16 protein-coding genes are annotated in these 17148 nt (G+C 69.4%); 13 read left to right on the top strand and 3 right to left on the bottom strand.

The window, feature by feature from the left end:
- Nucleotides 1–28: 28 nt before the first annotated feature.
- Nucleotides 29–556 (bottom strand): YceI family protein, encoded by a 528-nt coding sequence (locus BJ970_RS01705; protein ID WP_184722751.1) that lies wholly within the window; start codon nt 554–556, stop codon nt 29–31.
- 181 nt (nt 557–737) lie between these two features.
- Here BJ970_RS01705 and pgsA point away from each other — a divergent pair, with 181 nt between their 5' ends.
- Complete coding sequence (gene pgsA / locus BJ970_RS01700) at nt 738–1343, top strand: phosphatidylinositol phosphate synthase (RefSeq protein ID WP_184722748.1); 606 nt, start codon at nt 738–740, stop codon at nt 1341–1343.
- 16 nt (nt 1344–1359) lie between these two features.
- On the opposite strand, the gene BJ970_RS01695 is transcribed toward pgsA, so the two are convergent.
- Complete coding sequence (locus BJ970_RS01695; protein WP_184722745.1) at nt 1360–3474, bottom strand: elongation factor G-like protein EF-G2; 2115 nt, start codon at nt 3472–3474, stop codon at nt 1360–1362.
- 234 nt (nt 3475–3708) lie between these two features.
- On the opposite strand from BJ970_RS01695, the gene pdxS reads away from it, so the two are divergent.
- From pdxS to BJ970_RS01635, 12 genes are all read left to right on the top strand, one after another.
- On the top strand, nt 3709–4626 hold the full coding sequence (pdxS, locus tag BJ970_RS01690; RefSeq protein ID WP_184722742.1) for a pyridoxal 5'-phosphate synthase lyase subunit PdxS: 918 nt from the start codon (nt 3709–3711) through the stop codon (nt 4624–4626).
- Nucleotides 4627–4693: 67 nt separating this feature from the next.
- Nucleotides 4694–5329 carry a pyridoxal 5'-phosphate synthase glutaminase subunit PdxT gene (gene pdxT, locus BJ970_RS01685; RefSeq protein WP_184722739.1) on the top strand — a complete coding sequence of 212 codons (636 nt, stop codon included), beginning with the start codon at nt 4694–4696 and terminating at the stop codon, nt 5327–5329.
- Nucleotides 5330–5364: 35 nt separating this feature from the next.
- Complete coding sequence (locus BJ970_RS01680; protein WP_184722735.1) at nt 5365–6114, top strand: YebC/PmpR family DNA-binding transcriptional regulator; 750 nt, start codon at nt 5365–5367, stop codon at nt 6112–6114.
- Nucleotides 6115–6323: 209 nt separating this feature from the next.
- On the top strand, nt 6324–6833 hold the full coding sequence (locus BJ970_RS01675) for a DUF4262 domain-containing protein (RefSeq protein ID WP_184722732.1): 510 nt from the start codon (nt 6324–6326) through the stop codon (nt 6831–6833).
- A gap of 129 nt (nt 6834–6962) precedes the next feature.
- A complete protein-coding gene (ruvC, locus tag BJ970_RS01670) occupies nt 6963–7553 on the top strand; it encodes a crossover junction endodeoxyribonuclease RuvC (RefSeq protein ID WP_184722726.1) in 591 nt (196 codons plus the stop codon).
- Complete coding sequence (gene ruvA / locus BJ970_RS01665) at nt 7550–8149, top strand: Holliday junction branch migration protein RuvA (protein WP_184722723.1); 600 nt, start codon at nt 7550–7552, stop codon at nt 8147–8149. The genes ruvC and ruvA overlap by 4 nt, the downstream gene beginning before the upstream one ends.
- Nucleotides 8150–8159: 10 nt before the next feature.
- Nucleotides 8160–9230 (top strand): Holliday junction branch migration DNA helicase RuvB, encoded by a 1071-nt coding sequence (ruvB, locus tag BJ970_RS01660; protein WP_184722720.1) that lies wholly within the window; start codon nt 8160–8162, stop codon nt 9228–9230.
- A 360-nt stretch (nt 9231–9590) separates the two neighbouring features.
- Nucleotides 9591–9974, top strand: coding sequence for a preprotein translocase subunit YajC (gene yajC, locus BJ970_RS01655; RefSeq protein WP_184722717.1), 384 nt, complete (start codon nt 9591–9593; stop codon nt 9972–9974).
- Between the two features lie 344 nt (nt 9975–10318).
- The gene (gene secD / locus BJ970_RS01650) at nt 10319–11875 is read left to right on the top strand and encodes a protein translocase subunit SecD (protein ID WP_184722714.1); all 1557 of its coding nucleotides are present in this window, start codon (nt 10319–10321) and stop codon (nt 11873–11875) included.
- A complete protein-coding gene (gene secF, locus BJ970_RS01645) occupies nt 11872–13035 on the top strand; it encodes a protein translocase subunit SecF (protein WP_184722711.1) in 1164 nt (387 codons plus the stop codon). Before secD ends, secF begins: the two co-directional genes overlap by 4 nt.
- Before the next feature lie 26 nt (nt 13036–13061).
- The gene (locus BJ970_RS01640; RefSeq protein ID WP_184722708.1) at nt 13062–13598 is read left to right on the top strand and encodes an adenine phosphoribosyltransferase; all 537 of its coding nucleotides are present in this window, start codon (nt 13062–13064) and stop codon (nt 13596–13598) included.
- Between the two features lie 193 nt (nt 13599–13791).
- Nucleotides 13792–16113 carry a RelA/SpoT family protein gene (locus tag BJ970_RS01635; protein WP_184722705.1) on the top strand — a complete coding sequence of 774 codons (2322 nt, stop codon included), beginning with the start codon at nt 13792–13794 and terminating at the stop codon, nt 16111–16113.
- Between the two features lie 85 nt (nt 16114–16198).
- On the opposite strand, the gene BJ970_RS01630 is transcribed toward BJ970_RS01635, so the two are convergent.
- On the bottom strand, nt 16199–17023 hold the full coding sequence (locus BJ970_RS01630; RefSeq protein WP_184722702.1) for a peptidylprolyl isomerase: 825 nt from the start codon (nt 17021–17023) through the stop codon (nt 16199–16201).
- Nucleotides 17024–17148: the final 125 nt, after the last annotated feature.

Below are 17148 nucleotides of genomic sequence, written 5' to 3'. Positions count from 1 at the left end.
ACCAATTGACTTCGCCCTCATAGGCTGCTCAGTCGCGGCGCTGCGCCTCGATGTCGAGGGTGATCTTGACCTTCTCGCTGACTTTGGCGCTCCCGGCCGGGCCGACCCCGAAGTCGGTGCGGTTGATGGTTACGCTGGCGGACAGCCCGAGCAGGCCGTTCTCGGTGAAACCCCCCAGCTCGGTGGCCAGCGAGACCGGCTTGGTGACGCCGCGCAGGGTGAACTCGCCGTCGATGACGAAGTCGTCGCCATCCTGGCGGACCCCGGTGGAGCGGAAGGTCAAGGTGGGGAACTGCTCCACGTCGAGGAAGTCGGCGGAGCGCAGGTGCGCGTCGCGGTCGGCCTGGCGGGTGTCGATCGACGCGGCTTCGATGGTGGCGGTGACCGTGGACTCCAGCGGGTCGGCTGCGGTGACGATCTCGCCCCGGAAGCTGCCGAAGCGGCCCCGGGACTTGGCCACGCCCATGTGCCGCACGGAGAACTCGACGTTCGAGTGAGCGGGGTCGATGTCCCAGGTGCCCGCGACGTAGCCGGGGATCTGCGCGGTAGCCGTCATGGTGCCTCCAAGTAGCGTAAGAACGGTCCACTGCGAGAACACTGTTGAAGCTTCAATGATTCCGGGCTGTGTTCGGGCTCACGCCTCGTCGTGTCGGCGCACGCCTGCCGGTGCGGCTGATCACCGGCGGCTAATCTGCACGAAACGACACCGGGTGCACAGGCGGCTGACACTTCAGGCAATGCTCAACATCTTCGCGCGGGCTTCACTTTCGCGATTGACCAACCCGATCGGCGCGGGGTTGGTCCGCCTCGGGCTGTCGCCGAATGCGGTGACGCTCACCGGCACGATCGCCAGCGCCGCCGCGGCGCTGTGGTTCTTCCCGCGCGGCCAGCTGTTCGTGGGCACCGTCGTGGTCACGGTGTTCCTGCTCTTCGACATCCTCGACGGCGCGATGGCGCGGGCCGGCGGCAAGGCGTCGCAGTTCGGCGGGGTTTTGGACGCGAGTTGCGACCGGCTGGTCGACGGCGCGCTGTTCGGCGCGCTGGTGTGGTGGTCGCTAGTCGTGGAAGTCGATCGGGTGCGCGGCCTGGCGTTGTTGATCTGCCTGGTCAGCGCGCAGGTGATCTCCTATGTCAAGGCGCGTGCGGAGGCCAACGGCCTGCGCGCCGACGGCGGCCTGGCGGAGCGCGCCGAACGCTTCCTCGTGGTCCTGGTCGGCACCGGTTTGTACGGCCTGGGAGTGCCGTACGTGCTGGACATCGCGGTCTGGCTGCTGGCGGCGCTGTCGCTGATCACGATCGCTCAGCGGCTGATCGCCGTCTACGCCTCCTCCCGCACCCAGTGACCCGGCCCGGACTTGGTCATTTCTGCGGGACGAGGGACTCGGGCATCGGCTCGTAGTTCTCGAACTGCCGGGTGAAGGTCGCGCTGCCGGAGCTCAGCGATCGCACATTGACCGCGTAGCGCACGAGTTCGCTCGCTGGCACGTGCGCGCGCACCACGGTCCAGCCGCCGTCCTCCGGTTCGGTACCGACCACCTTGCCGCGCCGGCTGGAAAGGTCGCCCAGCACCGCCCCGAGATGCTCATCGGGGATGCGCACGGCGACCTCGTCGACCGGCTCCAACGTGACCAAACCCGCCTGGTCGGCGGCGGCCTTGAGCGCCAGCGCGCCCGCCGCCTGGAACGCCGCGTCGGAGGAATCGACGCTGTGCGCCTTGCCGTCCACCAGCGTGACCCGCACGTCCACCAGCGGGCACCCCTCGTTGATGCCCTTCTCGATCTGCGCCCGAACCCCCTTCTCCACGCTGGGGATGAACTGCCGCGGCACCGCGCCGCCGACGACCCGCTCGGTGAACTCGACACCGGAACCGCGGGGCAGCGGCTCCACCTCCACGTCGCACACCGCGTACTGGCCGTGTCCGCCGGACTGCTTGACGTGCCGCCCGTGGCCCTTGGCGGACTGTGCGAACGTCTGTCGCAGGGGCACCCGCACCGGCACCGTGTCGACCTCCGCGCCGCCCTCGCGCAGCCGTTGCAGCACCACGTCGGCGTGCGCCTCGCCCATGCACCACAGCACCAGCTGGTGGGTCTCGCTGTCGCGTTCCAGCCGCAGGCTCGGGTCGGCGGCGATCAGCCGGTTGAGGTTGCGCGCCAGCGCGTCCTCGTCGCTGCGGGTGTGCGCGGTGACGGCGATCGGCAGCAGCGGCTCGGGCATTGGCCACGGCTTGAGCAGCAGCGGATCCGAGGGATCGGACAGCGTGTCGCCGGTCTCCGCCGAACCGATCTTGGTCAGCGCGCACAGGTCGCCCGCGATGCAGTGCGTCACTTCGCGCAGGTTCGCGCCCAGCGGCGAGTACAGGTGCGCCACCCGCTCGTCTTCATCGTGATCGGGATGTCCGCGCTCGGCCATGCCGTGGCCGGAGACGTGCACCGGCCGTTCCGGGCGCATCACGCCGGAGAACACCCGCGCCAACGAGACGCGGCCCACGTACGAGTCGACCGAGGTGTGCACCACCTCGGCCGCCAGCGGTCCCTCCGGGTCCGGGATGAGGGTGCGCGGGTTGCGGCCGTGCTGATCGGTGAACTCCGGCAGCGGGTGCTCCAGCGGCGACGGAAAGCCGCGCTTGATGCCGTCGAGCACCTCGCGGATGCCGACCCCGGTTATCGCGCACACCGGAAGCACGGGGTGCAGGCCGCCCTGGGCCACCCCTTTTTCCAGGTCGGCGATCAACGTGGCCTCGTCGATCGGCTCGCCGTTGAGGTACCGGTCCATCAGCGACTCGTCTTCGCTCTCGGCGATGATGGCTTCGATGAGCTCGCCCCGCGGTTGGTCGATCTGCTCGCGCAGTTGCTCGTCGGCCGCGACGGTGCCCCCGAGCTCGTAGATCTGCTCGGTGAGCAGGCCGACCAGCCCGAAGAACTCGCCGTCCGCGTCGAAATGCGGCAGGTACAGCGGCAGCACTCCCGAGCCGAACGCGTCCTGGCAGCCCAACAGCGCGGTGTCGAAGTCCGCGCGGGGCTGGTCCAGCCGGGAGATGAGCACCGCACGGGGCATGCCGACCGCGGCGCACTCCTGCCAGATCGCGCGGGTCGCGGGGTCGACGCCTTCGGTGGCCGCCAGCACGAACAACGCGGCGTCCGCGGCACGCAACCCGGCGCGCAGTTCACCGACGAAGTCCGCGTAGCCGGGCGTGTCGATCAGGTTGATCTTGATGTCCTCGTGTTGCATCGGTGCGATGGCCAGTCCGATGGACCGTTGCTGCTCGATCGAGGCGGGCTCGTGGTCGCACACCGTGGTGCCCTCGGTGACGGCGCCCGGTCTGGGGATCGTCGAGGTGGCGGCCAGCATCGCCTCGGCGATCGTGGTCTTGCCGGCGGCCGACGGGCCGACCAGCACGATGTTGCGGATCTTGGCGGGTTCTGAGGGGGCCGGGATCGCCGGCCCTCCTACCGTGCCGCTTTGTTTGCTGCTCATGAGTACTCCCCTGCGCGCTCCCGGCGACCACATGTGTCTCCGATCACACACCTCGTGTTCGGGTCGTGCAAGGGCGGTTGGCACTGCCGCTGGGTTGCGAGCCGCGGACCGGTCCGCTCCGGGCCGCCCGGGCAGCAAGTGGACTACCGGAATTAGCGGTCAGTGGACCGTGGAAATGGTCCAGTTCGGGAATAGCCTGGTCGCGGCAGAACACCGACAACAGAAGGGCCTAAGGTGACAACCGTCGACGCCAAGGACACCGCCGGCAACGCCCAGACCGGCACCGACGGGGTCAAGCGGGGCATGGCCGAAATGCTCAAGGGCGGCGTGATCATGGACGTGGTGACGCCCGAACAGGCCAAGATCGCCGAGGCCGCCGGTGCGGTCGCGGTGATGGCGCTGGAGCGAGTGCCCGCTGACATCCGCGTCCAGGGTGGCGTGGCCCGGATGTCCGATCCGGACATGATCGAGGGCATCGTCAACGCGGTCTCCATCCCGGTGATGGCCAAGGCGCGCATCGGCCACTTCGTCGAGGCGCAGGTGCTGCAGTCGCTGGGCGTGGACTACATCGACGAGTCCGAGGTCCTCACCCCGGCCGACGAGGTCAACCACATCGACAAGTGGGCCTTCACGGTGCCGTTCGTGTGCGGCGCGACCAACCTCGGCGAGGCGCTGCGGCGGATCTCCGAGGGCGCGGCGATGATCCGCTCCAAAGGTGAGGCCGGCACCGGCAACGTCGTCGAGGCGACCCGGCACATGCGGCAGATCCGCGCCGAGATGCGGCGCCTTTCGGTGCTCGGCGACGACGAGCTCTACGTCGCGGCGAAGGAGCTGCGCGCCCCGGTGCAGCTGGTCCGGGAGATCGCCAGGACCGGGAAGCTGCCGGTCGTGCTGTTCACCGCGGGAGGCATCGCGACCCCGGCGGACGCGGCGATGATGCGGCAGCTGGGCGCGGAGGGAGTCTTCGTCGGCTCGGGGATCTTCAAGTCCGGCGACCCGGCAAAGCGGGCCGAGGCGATCGTCAAGGCGACGACGTTCTACGACGACCCGGACGTGATCGCGAAGGTCTCCCGGGGCCTCGGCGAGGCGATGGTCGGCATCAATCTCGACGACCTCACCGAACAGCAGCGCTACGCCCACCGCGGCTGGTGATTCCAAGGCGGCCGGCCGGCGGGTCCCGGGCTTCGATTGCGAGCGGGCGTGCAGGAGAATCGAAGCCGTGACGAAACCCGTGATCGGAGTCCTCGCCCTCCAGGGCGGCGTGGCAGAGCATCTGGTCGCGCTGGAGCGCAGCGGGGCCGAGGCGCGGTCAGTCCGCCGGCCCGAGGAGCTGGCCGCAGTGCACGGAATCGTGGTGCCCGGCGGCGAGTCGACCACGATGACCCGCCTACTCGACACCTTCGAGCTCTACGAGCCGCTGCGCGAACGGCTGGCGGCAGGGCTGCCCGCCTACGGCTCGTGCGCTGGGATGATCATGCTCGCCGGAGAAGTGGTGGACGAGGCTCGGGACCTACCGGCGGTCCGGCCGCTGGGTGCGCTGGACGTGGTCGTGCGGCGCAACGCCTTCGGCCGGCAGGTCGACTCGTTCGAGACCGACCTGGACTTCGCCGGCATCCCGGACGGCCCGGTGCACGCGGTTTTCATCCGCGCACCGTGGGTGGAAAAGGTCGGCGCCGACGTGACGGTGCTGGCAACGGTGCCCGACGACCCGGACAACACTAGGCGAAATGATGCCGCCGGTAGGATCGTCGCGGTTCAGCAGGGACCGGTGCTCGCCACCGCCTTCCACCCGGAGCTGGTCGGCGGCGACGAGCGCGTGCACCGCTATTTCGTACAGATCGTCCGCGCGCAGTGAAAATCGCAGCGCAGGCGTAGAAAGACGGAGGAGAGATGAGCGGCCACTCAAAGTGGGCCACCACCAAGCACAAGAAGGCCGCCCTCGACGCCAAGCGCGGCAAGCTCTTCGCGAAACTGATCAAGAACGTCGAGGTTGCCGCGCGGACCGGTGGGGGCGACCCCGAGGGCAACCCGACCCTGTACGACGCCATCCAGAAGGCGCGCAAGAACTCGGTCCCGCTGGACAACATCGAGCGGGCGCGCAAGCGCGGTGCCGGTGAAGAAGCCGGCGGCGCCGACTGGCAGACGATCATGTACGAGGGTTACGGGCCCAACGGCGTCGCGGTGCTGGTGGAGTGCCTGACCGACAATCGCAACCGGGCCGCCGGCGAGGTGCGCACCGCGATGACCCGCAACGGCGGTTCGATGGCCGACGCGGGGTCGGTGTCGTATCTGTTCAACCGCAAGGGCGTCGTGCTGCTGCCGAAGAACGGGCTCAGCGAGGACGACGTGCTTATGGCGGTGTTGGAAGCCGGCGCCGAGGAGGTCAACGACCTCGGCGACAGCTACGAGATCCTGACCGACCCGACCGACCTGGTCGAGGTCCGCAAGGCGTTGCAGGCCGCGGACATCGAGTACGACTCGGCGGAGACGAACTTCCTGGCCTCGGTCAACGTCCCGTTGGACGCCGACGCCGCCCGCAAGGTGTTCAAGCTGATCGACGCCCTCGAAGATTGCGACGACGTGCAGAACGTCTTCGCCAACTTCGACGTCTCCGAGGAGGTCATGGCCGAGGTCGGCTGACGCGGTTGTCGCGTTGGAAGTTGGCGTTGTGCCGCTGTGCCAAATTCCACATCAGCGATTCGGTGCTCGAAGAGGTCAACGCGTGAGTGCTGGGCGGCAGGTCGTGGCCGAGGTCTGCTGACACGCAACGTGTTCGGCCCGCTCCCGCCGGTTCCACCGTGGCTTAGCGCCTCGGGTACCGGCGGGAGCGGTTTGCTTTCCCGGGCAGAATGACGGCTGTGGTCAACACGGATGAGGGTCTGCGCAGGTGGATGGTGAACACCGCGGACGAGCACGGAGCCGCGGTGATGCACGTTGCGGGCGACGAACGCGGCGCGTCGTACGCGTTCTCGGTCGGGGCGTGGCGTCGTTTTGGCAAGCCCGAAGTCGTCGTGATCGGTCTGCCCCAGGAGGTCGCGCACAAGGTGGTCGACACCTACGTGCAGCGGGTCGGCAGGGGCGAGCGGTTCCAACCGGGACAGCTCTACGACGGCTTCCTGCAGGGCTGCCCGGTCACCTTCGAAAAGGTGGCGCTGCAGCACTATCCGGAGTATCTGGGCAGCGCTTTCCTGGTCTACAACGGACCGGACTTCCCCGCGGTGCAGCTGATCGTCTCAAGCCCGGACGGCGGCAAGTTCCCGTGGCAGCCCGACGCGCCGGGCGGCTTCCGCGAGTACCAGCCGGTGCTGACCGACAGCGGTCTGCCGGAAAGCTGGACTCCCGGCACCGACGGCCCCTGACCGGCCACCGCGCGGTGCCGACCGCCCCGGCCGGGTGATGCGCACGCGTGTCGGTGCGGTGGCGGAGCCCGGTGGTTCGATAGGATTCGAACGAATGTTCATGGCTGCGGGACTAGGGCAGGTGGCGTCGTGCGCGTGCTGGGAGTCGACCCCGGGCTGACTCGCTGCGGGCTCGGCGTGGTCGACGGCGGCCGCGGCCGCGAGGTCGCCTGCGTGGCGGTCGGTGTGGTCCGCACGCCGCCCGAGGACGAGCTGTCCGGTCGGCTGCTGGCGGTGGCGAACGCGGTCGAGCAGTGGATGGACTCGCACCGCCCCGAGGTGGTCGCGATCGAGCGGGTCTTCAGCCAGCACAACGTGCGCACCGTGATGGGCACCGCCCAGGTCTCCGGCGTCGTGGCGCTGGCCGCCGCCCGGCGCGACCTGCCGGTGGCCTTCCACACCCCGAGCGAGGTCAAGGCCGCCATCAGCGGCTCCGGCCGGGCCGACAAACGCCAGGTCACCACGATGATCACCAAGATCCTGGGGCTGGCTACCCAGCCCAAACCGGCCGACGCCGCCGACGCCCTGGCACTGGCGGTCTGCCACCTGTGGCGCGCCCCGATGGCCGCCCGGCTCGCCGCGGCGGAGGCCAGAGCCGCCGAACTTGCGCGCAACCACCGCGCCCGGCTGAAGGCGGCCCAGCAGGCCACCCAGGCTCGAACAGGAGGGAAATCCCGATGATCTCCACGGTACGAGGTCCGGTGCTGTCGGTCGGACTGGACCACGCCGTGATCGAAGTCGGCGGCGTCGGCATGGCGGTGCACGCCACGCCGGTGACGCTCGCCGCGCTGCGCCGCGGCGAGCAAGCACGGCTGTGGACCTCGCTGATCGTGCGCGAGGACTCGCTGACCCTTTACGGCTTCGCCGACGCCGAGGCCCGCGACCTGTTCGTCCTGCTCCAGACCGCCTCCGGCGTCGGCCCCCGGCTCGCATTGGCCACGCTCGCGGTGCTTGCGCCCGACCAGCTCTGCACCGCGCTGGCCGACGGCAACCTGACGGTGCTCACCCAGGTGCCCGGCATAGGCAAGAAGAGCGCCGAACGGCTGATCCTGGAGCTGCGCGACAAGGTCGGCGTGGTGGCCGGGACCGCGACCGGCCAGGCGGCGACGGCGGACGGCGGCCGGGTGCGTTCCGAGGTCTCCGAGGCGCTGGTGAGCCTGGGCTTCTCGGCCAAGCAAGCCGAGCAGAGCGTCGAAGCGGTGCTGGCCGCGAGCAACGGCGACCTGGACACCTCGGCCGTGCTGCGCAAGGCCCTGGCCACGCTCGGCCCGAAGTGAGGTCGGACGGATGCACGAGGACGACGACGGCTGGCAGCCGCCCGGCGATGGCGTCGCGCTGGACCCGCATCAGGACCCGGCCGACCAGGATGTCGAGACGACGCTGCGCCCGCGCAAGCTGAGCGAGTTCGTGGGTCAGGCGCGGGTGCGCGAGCAGCTGGAACTGGTTCTGCACGGCGCTCTCAGGCGCGGCGACCAGCCGGATCATGTGCTGTTCTCTGGCCCCCCGGGGCTGGGCAAGACCAGCCTGTCGATGATCATCGCGACCGAGCTCGGCGCCTCGATCCGGGTCACGTCCGGTCCGGCGCTGGAGCGGCCCGGCGACCTCGCGGCGATGCTGTCCAACCTCGCCGAGGGCGACGTGCTGTTCATCGACGAGATCCACCGGATCGCCCGCCCCGCCGAGGAGATGCTCTACCTGGCGATGGAGGACTACCGGGTCGACATCGTGGTCGGCAAGGGGCCCGGGGCCACCAGCATTCCGCTGGAGCTCGCGCCGTTCACGCTGGTCGGGGCCACCACCCGGTCCGGCGCGCTGACCGGGCCGCTGCGCGACCGGTTCGGCTTCACCGCGCACATGGAGTTCTACAGCCCTGATGAGCTGGAGCTGGTGGTGCGCCGCTCCGCCGGGATTCTGGGCGTGGACCTGCGCGACGACGGGGCCACCGAGATCGCCGGCCGGTCCCGGGGCACCCCGCGGATCGCCAACCGGCTGCTGCGGCGCGTCCGCGACTACGCGGAGGTGCGGGCCGACGGCGCGGTGACCCGCGAAATCGCGCGTGCCGCGCTGGAGGTCTACGACGTCGACGAAATGGGCCTGGACCGCCTGGACCGGGCCGTGCTCGGGGCGCTGATCAAGTCCTTCCACGGCGGCCCGGTGGGGATTTCGACGCTGGCGGTCGCGGTGGGCGAGGAGTCCACCACGGTCGAAGAGGTCTGCGAGCCCTACCTGGTGCGGGCCGGCATGCTCGCCCGTACCCCGCGCGGCCGGGTCGCGACGGTGGCCGCCTGGCACCACTTGGGGCTCACGCCGCCGCAGCACGCACCCGGCGAGCCGCCACCTGGGCTTTTCGACGAGTGACCGAACAGTGACATACCGCCGATTCGGTGTGCCTCGCCCGCCATCTGCTCGCGGCCGGGGCGCTGTTCCGTGTTGGCGGCGTGACGTTATCCTCCTCACGTCTCGCTCGGTGGTGAGGCAACCGCTAGAGGTGACACCGCCGGGTGTGCAGCGCGGCAGGCACGAACCGCGCCCCCGCGACATCGGGGGCACATCCGCGAACCGATTCGCGGATCGCACGGGCCGTGCAGACTCTCCCGTTTCCCAGTGGGGAGAGGACGTCAACCCGAGTTGACCTGGCACACTGGGGCTGAACATCCGAACAATTCGGGCGCAGTACTGCGAGGGCTGGGCCGCGAAGCGTCCGCTGAACGGAGCAAGATGGACCTCCAATCCCTGATTCTCCCGCTGCTGATCGTCCTGCTGGCGGTGCCGCTGTTCCTGCAGGCCCGCAAGCAGAAGCGCGCGGTGGCCGAGCAGCAGAAGCTGCAGAACTCCATCACGCCCGGCGACAAGGTGATGACCACCTCCGGCGTCTACGGCACCGTGGTCGAGACCAAGGACGACACCATCGACCTGGAGCTGGCCCCGGGCGTGACCACCACCTGGGTGCGCGCCGCGGTCCGTGAGAAGGTCAACACCGACAGCTCCCCGGCCGCGGAGCCGGCCGAGGCCGGCACTTCGACCGACGCCGCTGAGGCCACCGTGGTCACGGAATCCAAGGCCGAGGTCGCCGAGCCGATCGAGCAGCAGAAGACCAACTGACGTCCGGCGGGACGTTCCCGCACCACCGGGCACCGCACCGGCGCCCGGCGGGTGGGGCTTGACCGCCGAGGTCGCGACGCGGGCACCGGGTTTCCCGGGCCCGCGTCTGTGCGTAGTTGTCGATCAACGCACGGTGGCCACCCGGGGCGCTGACATCGGCACCCGGCCTGTCAGACTGGACCGAGGGCGGCGCTGATCCACCACCCGAACGGACGGTGGATCAGCCTAAGATCGCGCCGGTTGGGAAACGTCGGTGAATCCAGCTGTACGTTGGTAGCTGGCCACCTGGCGCGCAAATCAGCCCGCGCACCGTACCGAGACCGTGGACAGGAGACCGACGCACCGTGGCACCTCCGGCCGGGCAGTTTCGCCCAGGGCGTTATCTGGCGTTCTTCGCACTGATCGTCATCGGGCTGTACGCACTGGTGTTCTTCACCGGTGATGGCAAGCCGAACCCGAAGCTGGGGATCGACCTGCAGGGCGGCACCCGGGTGACGCTGACGGCCCGCACGCCGGACGGCCGGCCGCCCACCACCGAGTCGCTGAACCAGGCCCGGCAGATCATCGAGACCCGCGTCAACGGCATGGGCATCAGCGGTTCCGAGGTGACCCGGGACGGCAACAACCTCGTGATCACCGTGCCCGGCGAGGGTGGCGAGCAGGCCAAGCAACTCGGGCAGACCGCCGAGCTGAACTTCCGCAAGGTCATCAACGCCGTCCCCGCGGCGCAGCCGCCGGCGGGCACGACCCCGCAGGCCGCGCGGCAGCAGGGCGGCGACGACAAGAAGGCGATCGACGAGGCCAAGGCGCTCCGGCAGAGCACCGACCCGAAGGTCCAGATGCAGGCGCTGCAGACGCTGAACTGCGCCGCCGAGGACCCGCTGCGCGGCAACGACGACCCGAAGCTGCCGCTGGTGACCTGCGACCGCGAAGGCCAGCAGAAGTACCTGCTGGAGCCGGTGTTCCTGCCGGGCAAGGAGATCGCAAACTCCCAGGCCCAGCCGCCGAATCCGCAGGGCGGGCACCCGGGCTGGGCGGTGGCGCTGGACTTCAAGAGCGAGGGTGCCAAGATCTGGGCGGACTTCACCTCCGCCAACGTCGGCCAGCAGGCCGCGTTCGTGCTGGACACCGAAGTGGTGTCGGCGCCATCCGTTAACACGGCGATGCTCGGTGGTAACGCGCTGATCACCGGTCAGTTCAATCAGCAGACCGCCACGGACCTGGCCAACATCCTCAAGTACGGGTCGCTGCCGCTGGCCTTCGACCAGTCCGAGGCCGAGACGGTGTCGGCGACCCTCGGCGTGGCCTCGCTGGAGGCCGGGCTGATCGCCGGCGGCCTCGGCCTGCTGCTGGTGGCCGTGTACTGCCTGTTCTACTACCGGCTGCTGGGCATCCTGACCATCCTGTCGCTGGCGCTCTCCGGTGGCGTGGTCTACGGGGTGCTGGTGCTGCTCGGGCGATGGGTCGGCTTCACCCTCGACCTGGCCGGCGTCGCCGGTTTCATCGTCGCGATCGGCATCACCGCCGACTCGTTCATCGTGTTCTTCGAACGCCTCAAGGACGAGATCCGCGAGGGCCGCACGTTCCGCTCGGCGGTGCCGCGGGCGTGGCCGCGGGCCCGGCGCACGATCCTGTCCGCCGACGCGGTCAGCTTCCTGGCCGCCGCGGTGCTGTACATCCTCGCCGTCGGCCAGGTGAAGGGCTTCGCCTTCACGCTCGGCATGTCGACGGTGCTGGACCTGGTTGTGGTCTTCCTCGTCACTCATCCGCTGGTGGCGTTGGCCTCGAAGAACAAGTTCTTGTCCAAGCCCTCGGTCTCCGGCCTGGGGGCGGTGCAACGGCTCAGTGACCGGTACCGGGCCGCCCGCAAGGCCGCTGCGACCACCGCCAAGGAGGCGTGAAGGTGACGACTCCAGGTACTGAAGGCGCCCGGCGGGAAAGCATCTTCCACCGCCTTTACACCGGGACCGGGGCCTTCGACATCATCGGCAAGCGCGCCCGCTGGTACGTCTCGCTGGGCCTGCTGGTGCTGGTGTGCATCGGGGCCATCGGGTTCAAGGGCTTCAACCTCGGCATCGACTTCGAGGGCGGCACCAAGATCCAGCTGCCCGCGGTCGGCGCCCAGGGGCCGATCCAGACGGACCGGGTGCAGGCCGCGTTCCAGGACGCGCTCGGTCATCCGGCCGAGACCGTGCAGGTCGTCGGCGTCGGGGCCAACCAGAGCATCCAGATCCGCTCGTCGTCGCTGACCGTCCCGCAGGTGGCCGCCGTCAAGCAGGCGCTGTTGACCGAGGTGCAGCCGCTGGACGCGCAGGGACGCCCGAGCGAGCAGGTGATCAGCGACAGCGCGGTCAGTGGCACCTGGGGCGGTGAGATCACCCAGCAGGCGTTGATCGCGCTGGCAGTGTTCCTGGTGCTGGTTTCGATCTTCCTGGCGTTCTACTTCGAGAAGTGGATGGCGGTGGCCGGGCTGATCGCGCTGCTGCATGACGTCGTGGTGACCGCCGGGATCTATTCGCTCGTCGGCTTCGAGGTCACGCCCAGCACCGTCATCGGCCTGCTGACCATCCTCGGGTTCTCGCTGTACGACACGGTGGTGGTCTTCGACAAGGTCAAGGAGAACACCCGCGGCCTGCTCAGCACGACCCGCCGCACCTACGGCGAGGCCGCGAACCTGGCGGTCAACCAGACCCTGATGCGCTCGATCAACACCTCGGTGATCGCGCTGCTGCCGGTGATCGGGCTGCTCGTGGTGGGCGCCTGGCTGCTCGGCGTCGGCGTGTTGCGTGACCTGGCGCTGGTGCAGCTGGTCGGCATGATCGCCGGCGTGGTGTCGTCGATCTTCCTGGCCACGCCGCTGCTGGTGGACTTCAAGATGCGCGAGCCGAAGTTCCGCGAACACGCGGCGAAGGTGCGCCAGCGCCGCGAGCGCGCCGAGGCCAAGGCCGCCGGTGAAGAGGTTCCGCCCGAGCCGAAGCAGGCGGTCGCGGCGGGCTCTAGTGCGCGCGGTGGACGCCCCGGCGGCAAGACGGGGCGGCCATCGGGGAAGAGACGGCGTTGACCGGGGCGGAGGAGACAGCCATTTCCGTGCAGGTGACCGACGCCGCCGATCACGCGCTCCGGCGGGCGGCCAGGCTGATCCGGGAGGTCCCGGACTTCCCGGAACCAGGTGTGCTGTTCCGCGACATCAGTCCGCTGCTGGCCGATGGCACCGGGCTGGGCGCCGTGGTCTCGGCGCTGGGCCGCGGGGTCGAGTTCGACGTGGTGGCCGGTGTGGAGGCGCGCGGCTTCCTGGTCGGAGCGGCGGTGGCGCAGGCCTTCGGCACCGGCGTGATCGGGCTGCGCAAGCCCGGCAAGCTGCCGGTGGTGGCGGATCGGGTCGACTACCGCCTGGAGTACGGCCGCGCCACCCTCGAACTTCCGGCCGACACGCTGTGCGCCGGTCAGCGGGTCCTGATCGTGGACGATGTGCTGGCCACCGGCGGCACCTTGGGCGCGGCTTGCCGGCTCGTCCGGCAAGCCGGTGCCGATGTCGCGGCGGCGGCCGTGGTCCTCGAACTCACGGCGTTGGAGGGTCGCGACAAGATCATGGGCGAAACCGTCCGGGCCCTCCTGCAAGCCTGAGTGGTGCGTCTCACCGGCGACCGCTGTCCGGTGATCAGTAGGGGTGAAGTGCGGCGGGCCGTCGACTGCGCGAGGTGACCGCTGGGCGTATCACAACCACACCAGGGAAGGTCCGTCGCCCGGATGGCGTTATTCTCAGTGTCCGGGTCCCCGGACCTGGGACGAAAGCAACGTCTGAGCCCGGGAGCGTGCGGTGAGCCAACACGTCGAATCTCCTGCTTCGGCAACCGATCCGGTTGCCGAGCCGCGTGCGGCCTCCGCGACCCGTCGCGTCCGCGCCCGGCTGGCCAGGAGAATCACGGCGCAGCGGGCCGCCGCGGTCAAGCAGGTGCTTGAGCCGCTCGCCACCGTGCACCGCGAACTCCACCCGCAGGCGGACCTCGCGCTGCTCCAGCGCGCCTACGACGTCGCCGAGGAGAAGCACAGCAGTCAACGGCGCAAGTCGGGCGACCCTTACATCACGCACCCGCTGGCGGTCGCGACGATTCTGGCCGAGCTCGGTATGGACACCACCACGCTGGTGGCCGGCCTGCTGCACGACACCGTCGAGGACACCGACTACTCCCTGGACAAGCTCGGCACCGAGTTCGGCGACGAGGTGGCGCACCTGGTCGACGGCGTCACCAAGCTGGACAAGGTCAAACTGGGGGCGGCCGCGGAGGCCGAGACCATCCGCAAGATGATCATCGCGATGGCCCGCGACCCCAGGGTGCTGGTGATCAAGCTCGCCGACCGGCTGCACAACATGCGCACCATGCGTTTCCTGCCGCCGGAGAAGCAGGCCCGCAAGGCGCGCGAGACCCTCGAAGTGCTGGCCCCGCTGGCGCACCGACTGGGCATGGCCACGATCAAATGGGAACTGGAGGATCTGGCGTTCGCCATCCTGCAGCCCAAGAAATACGACGAGATCGTGCGCTTGGTCGCTAACCGCGCGCCGTCGCGCGACACCTACCTGCGCACGGTCATCGACGAGCTGTCGCGACAGCTCGACACCGCCCGGCTGGCAGCGAAGGTGGAGGGCCGCCCCAAGCACTACCACTCGATCCATCAGAAGATGATCGTGCGGGGCCGCGATTTCGACGACATCCACGACCTGGTGGGCGTGCGGATCCTGGTCGACGAGGTCCGTGACTGCTACGCCGCGATGGGTGTGGTGCACGCGCTGTGGCAGCCGATGCCCGGCCGCTTCAAGGACTACATCGCCCAGCCCCGCTTCGGCGTGTACCAGTCGCTGCACACCACGGTGATCGGCCCGGAGGGCAAGCCGCTGGAGGTGCAGATTCGCACCCACGAGATGCACCGCACCGCCGAGTACGGCATCGCCGCGCACTGGCGGTACAAGGAGACCAAGGGCCGCAACGGCAGCGGCGGGCAGTCGGCCGTCGAGGTCGACGAGATGGCGTGGATGCGGCAACTGCTGGACTGGCAGCGGGAGGCCGCCGACCCGGGCGAGTTCCTGGAGTCGCTGCGCTACGACCTGGCGACGAGGGAAATCTTCGTCTTCACGCCGAAGGGCGATGTGATCACGCTGCCGTCCGGTTCGACCCCGGTGGACTTCGCCTACGCGGTGCACACCGAGGTGGGCCACCGCTGCATCGGCGCCCGCGTCAACGGCCGCCTGGTCGCGCTGGAACGCAAGCTGGAGAACGGCGAGGTCGTCGAGATCTTCACCTCCAAGGCGGAGGGCTCCGGCCCGAGCCGGGACTGGCTGTCGTTCGTGGCCTCACCGCGGGCCAAGGCGAAGATCAAGCAGTGGTTCGCCAAGGAGCGCCGCGAGGAAGCGATCGAATCCGGCAAGGAGCTGATCGCCAAGGAGATCCGGCGGCTCGGACTGCCGGTGCAGCGCCTGGTGTCGGCCGAAACACTCGGCGCGGTGGCCCGCGAACTGCACTACGTCGACGTCACCGCGCTTTACGCGGCGGTGGGGGAGAAGCAGCTGTCGGCGCAGCATCTGGTGCAGCGGCTGGTGGCCTTCATCGGCGGCCCTGAACAGGCCGCCGACGAGATCGCGGAACGCTCGACGCCGTCGACGACGCTGCGCGGCAAGCGGCGCAGCAGCGGTGACTCCGGTGTCGTGGTGAAGGATGCCGGTGACGTGTGGGCGAAGCTGGCCCGGTGCTGCACGCCGGTACCCGGTGACGAGATCCTGGGCTTCGTGACCCGCGGCGGTTGGGTCAGCGTGCACCGCACCGACTGCACCAACGCCGACGACCTGCGCAGCACGCCGGAGCGCTTGGTCGAGGTGTACTGGGCACCTTCGGCGTCGTCGGTGTTCCTGGTCGCGATCCAGGTGGAGGCCCTCGATCGGCATCGGCTGCTCTCCGACGTGACCAAGGTGCTGGCCGACGAACGGGTCAACATCCTCTCGGCCTCGGTGACGACCTCGAAGGATCGAGTGGCGGTCAGTCGCTTCTCCTTCGAGATGGGCGATCCGAAGCACCTGGGCCATGTCCTCAAGGCGGTCCGCAACATCGAAGGCGTCTACGACGTCTACCGCGTGACGTCCGCGGCCTGAGCCGGGTTGCCCGGCGGTCGCTCTCTTCGGAAATCGATGGGCCCTGCGGCTGCTGTGACACCGCAGGGCCCAATTTTCGAATGGCTCAAGCCGGTGCGGCTGCGCTCTCGATCTTCACCGGCAATTTGGGGCTTCCGTCGTCTTGACCGTTGACGGGCTGCACCCCAGCAGCGGCGACCTTGTCGAGCACGGCCAAGCCTTCCGGGCTGACAGTGCCGAACACCGTGTAATTCGGCGGCAGGTAGGAGTCCTGATAAACCATGAAGAACTGGCTGCCCCCGCTGTTGGGCTGGCTGGACTTGGCCATTGCCAGCGTGCCCCGCGGGTAGACCACCGAGCCACCCTGGTCGTACGGGCTGGGCGCGGGTGCCAGGCCCGCAGGCGGTTCGTCCTTGATCGAATATCCGGGGCCGCCAGAGCCGGTTCCGCTGGGGTCGCCGCATTGCAACACCTTCAGGCCCTCACCGGTGGTCAGCCGGTGGCAATCGGTGCTGTCGAAGTACCCCGCCCGCACGAGGTGGTCGAAGCTCTGCACAGTGCACGGGGCCTTCGCGTGGTCCAGCGTCACGGGAATCGCGCCCTGACTCGTCCGGAACGTGAGGTTCTCGGTGCCGTTGGCCGGGGTGGGTGTGGGATCTGGGGGCACGTCGACGGGTTTCGCGGCTGGTTCGCCGGTCTTGGCGTAAGCGCACGGCCCGCCGGTGCCGGCCTGCGCCTGCGGGGCTTGCTGCCGCGCGCTGTCGCTGCCGTTGCGGGTGAAGTAGAAGACGCCGCCAACGACCGCGATCACCACGACGATCGTCGCGCTGGCGGTAATCACCCGGCGTCGTTTGGCCTGCTCGGCACGGCGCTGCAGTTGGCGTTCGAGCTTCCGCTTGGCCGCCTGGCGCCGCTGCTCGTTGCTGGGCACCTGCTCCCTCCCCGATTCGGCAACCTGATGTCGTCGCGGGGAGTTTATGGGGTCGGTCGCGGACGGTTTCTGAGAGCCTGCGCATCGTGCGTGCGGCGCGCGAAGGCGCACGTGGGCGGGACGAT

The organism is Saccharopolyspora phatthalungensis (genome assembly GCF_014203395.1).
GTDB lineage: Bacteria > Actinomycetota > Actinomycetes > Mycobacteriales > Pseudonocardiaceae > Saccharopolyspora > Saccharopolyspora phatthalungensis.
Note: the sequence above shows the minus strand (reverse complement) of the source record. Positions and strands in the feature narration are given on the sequence as shown.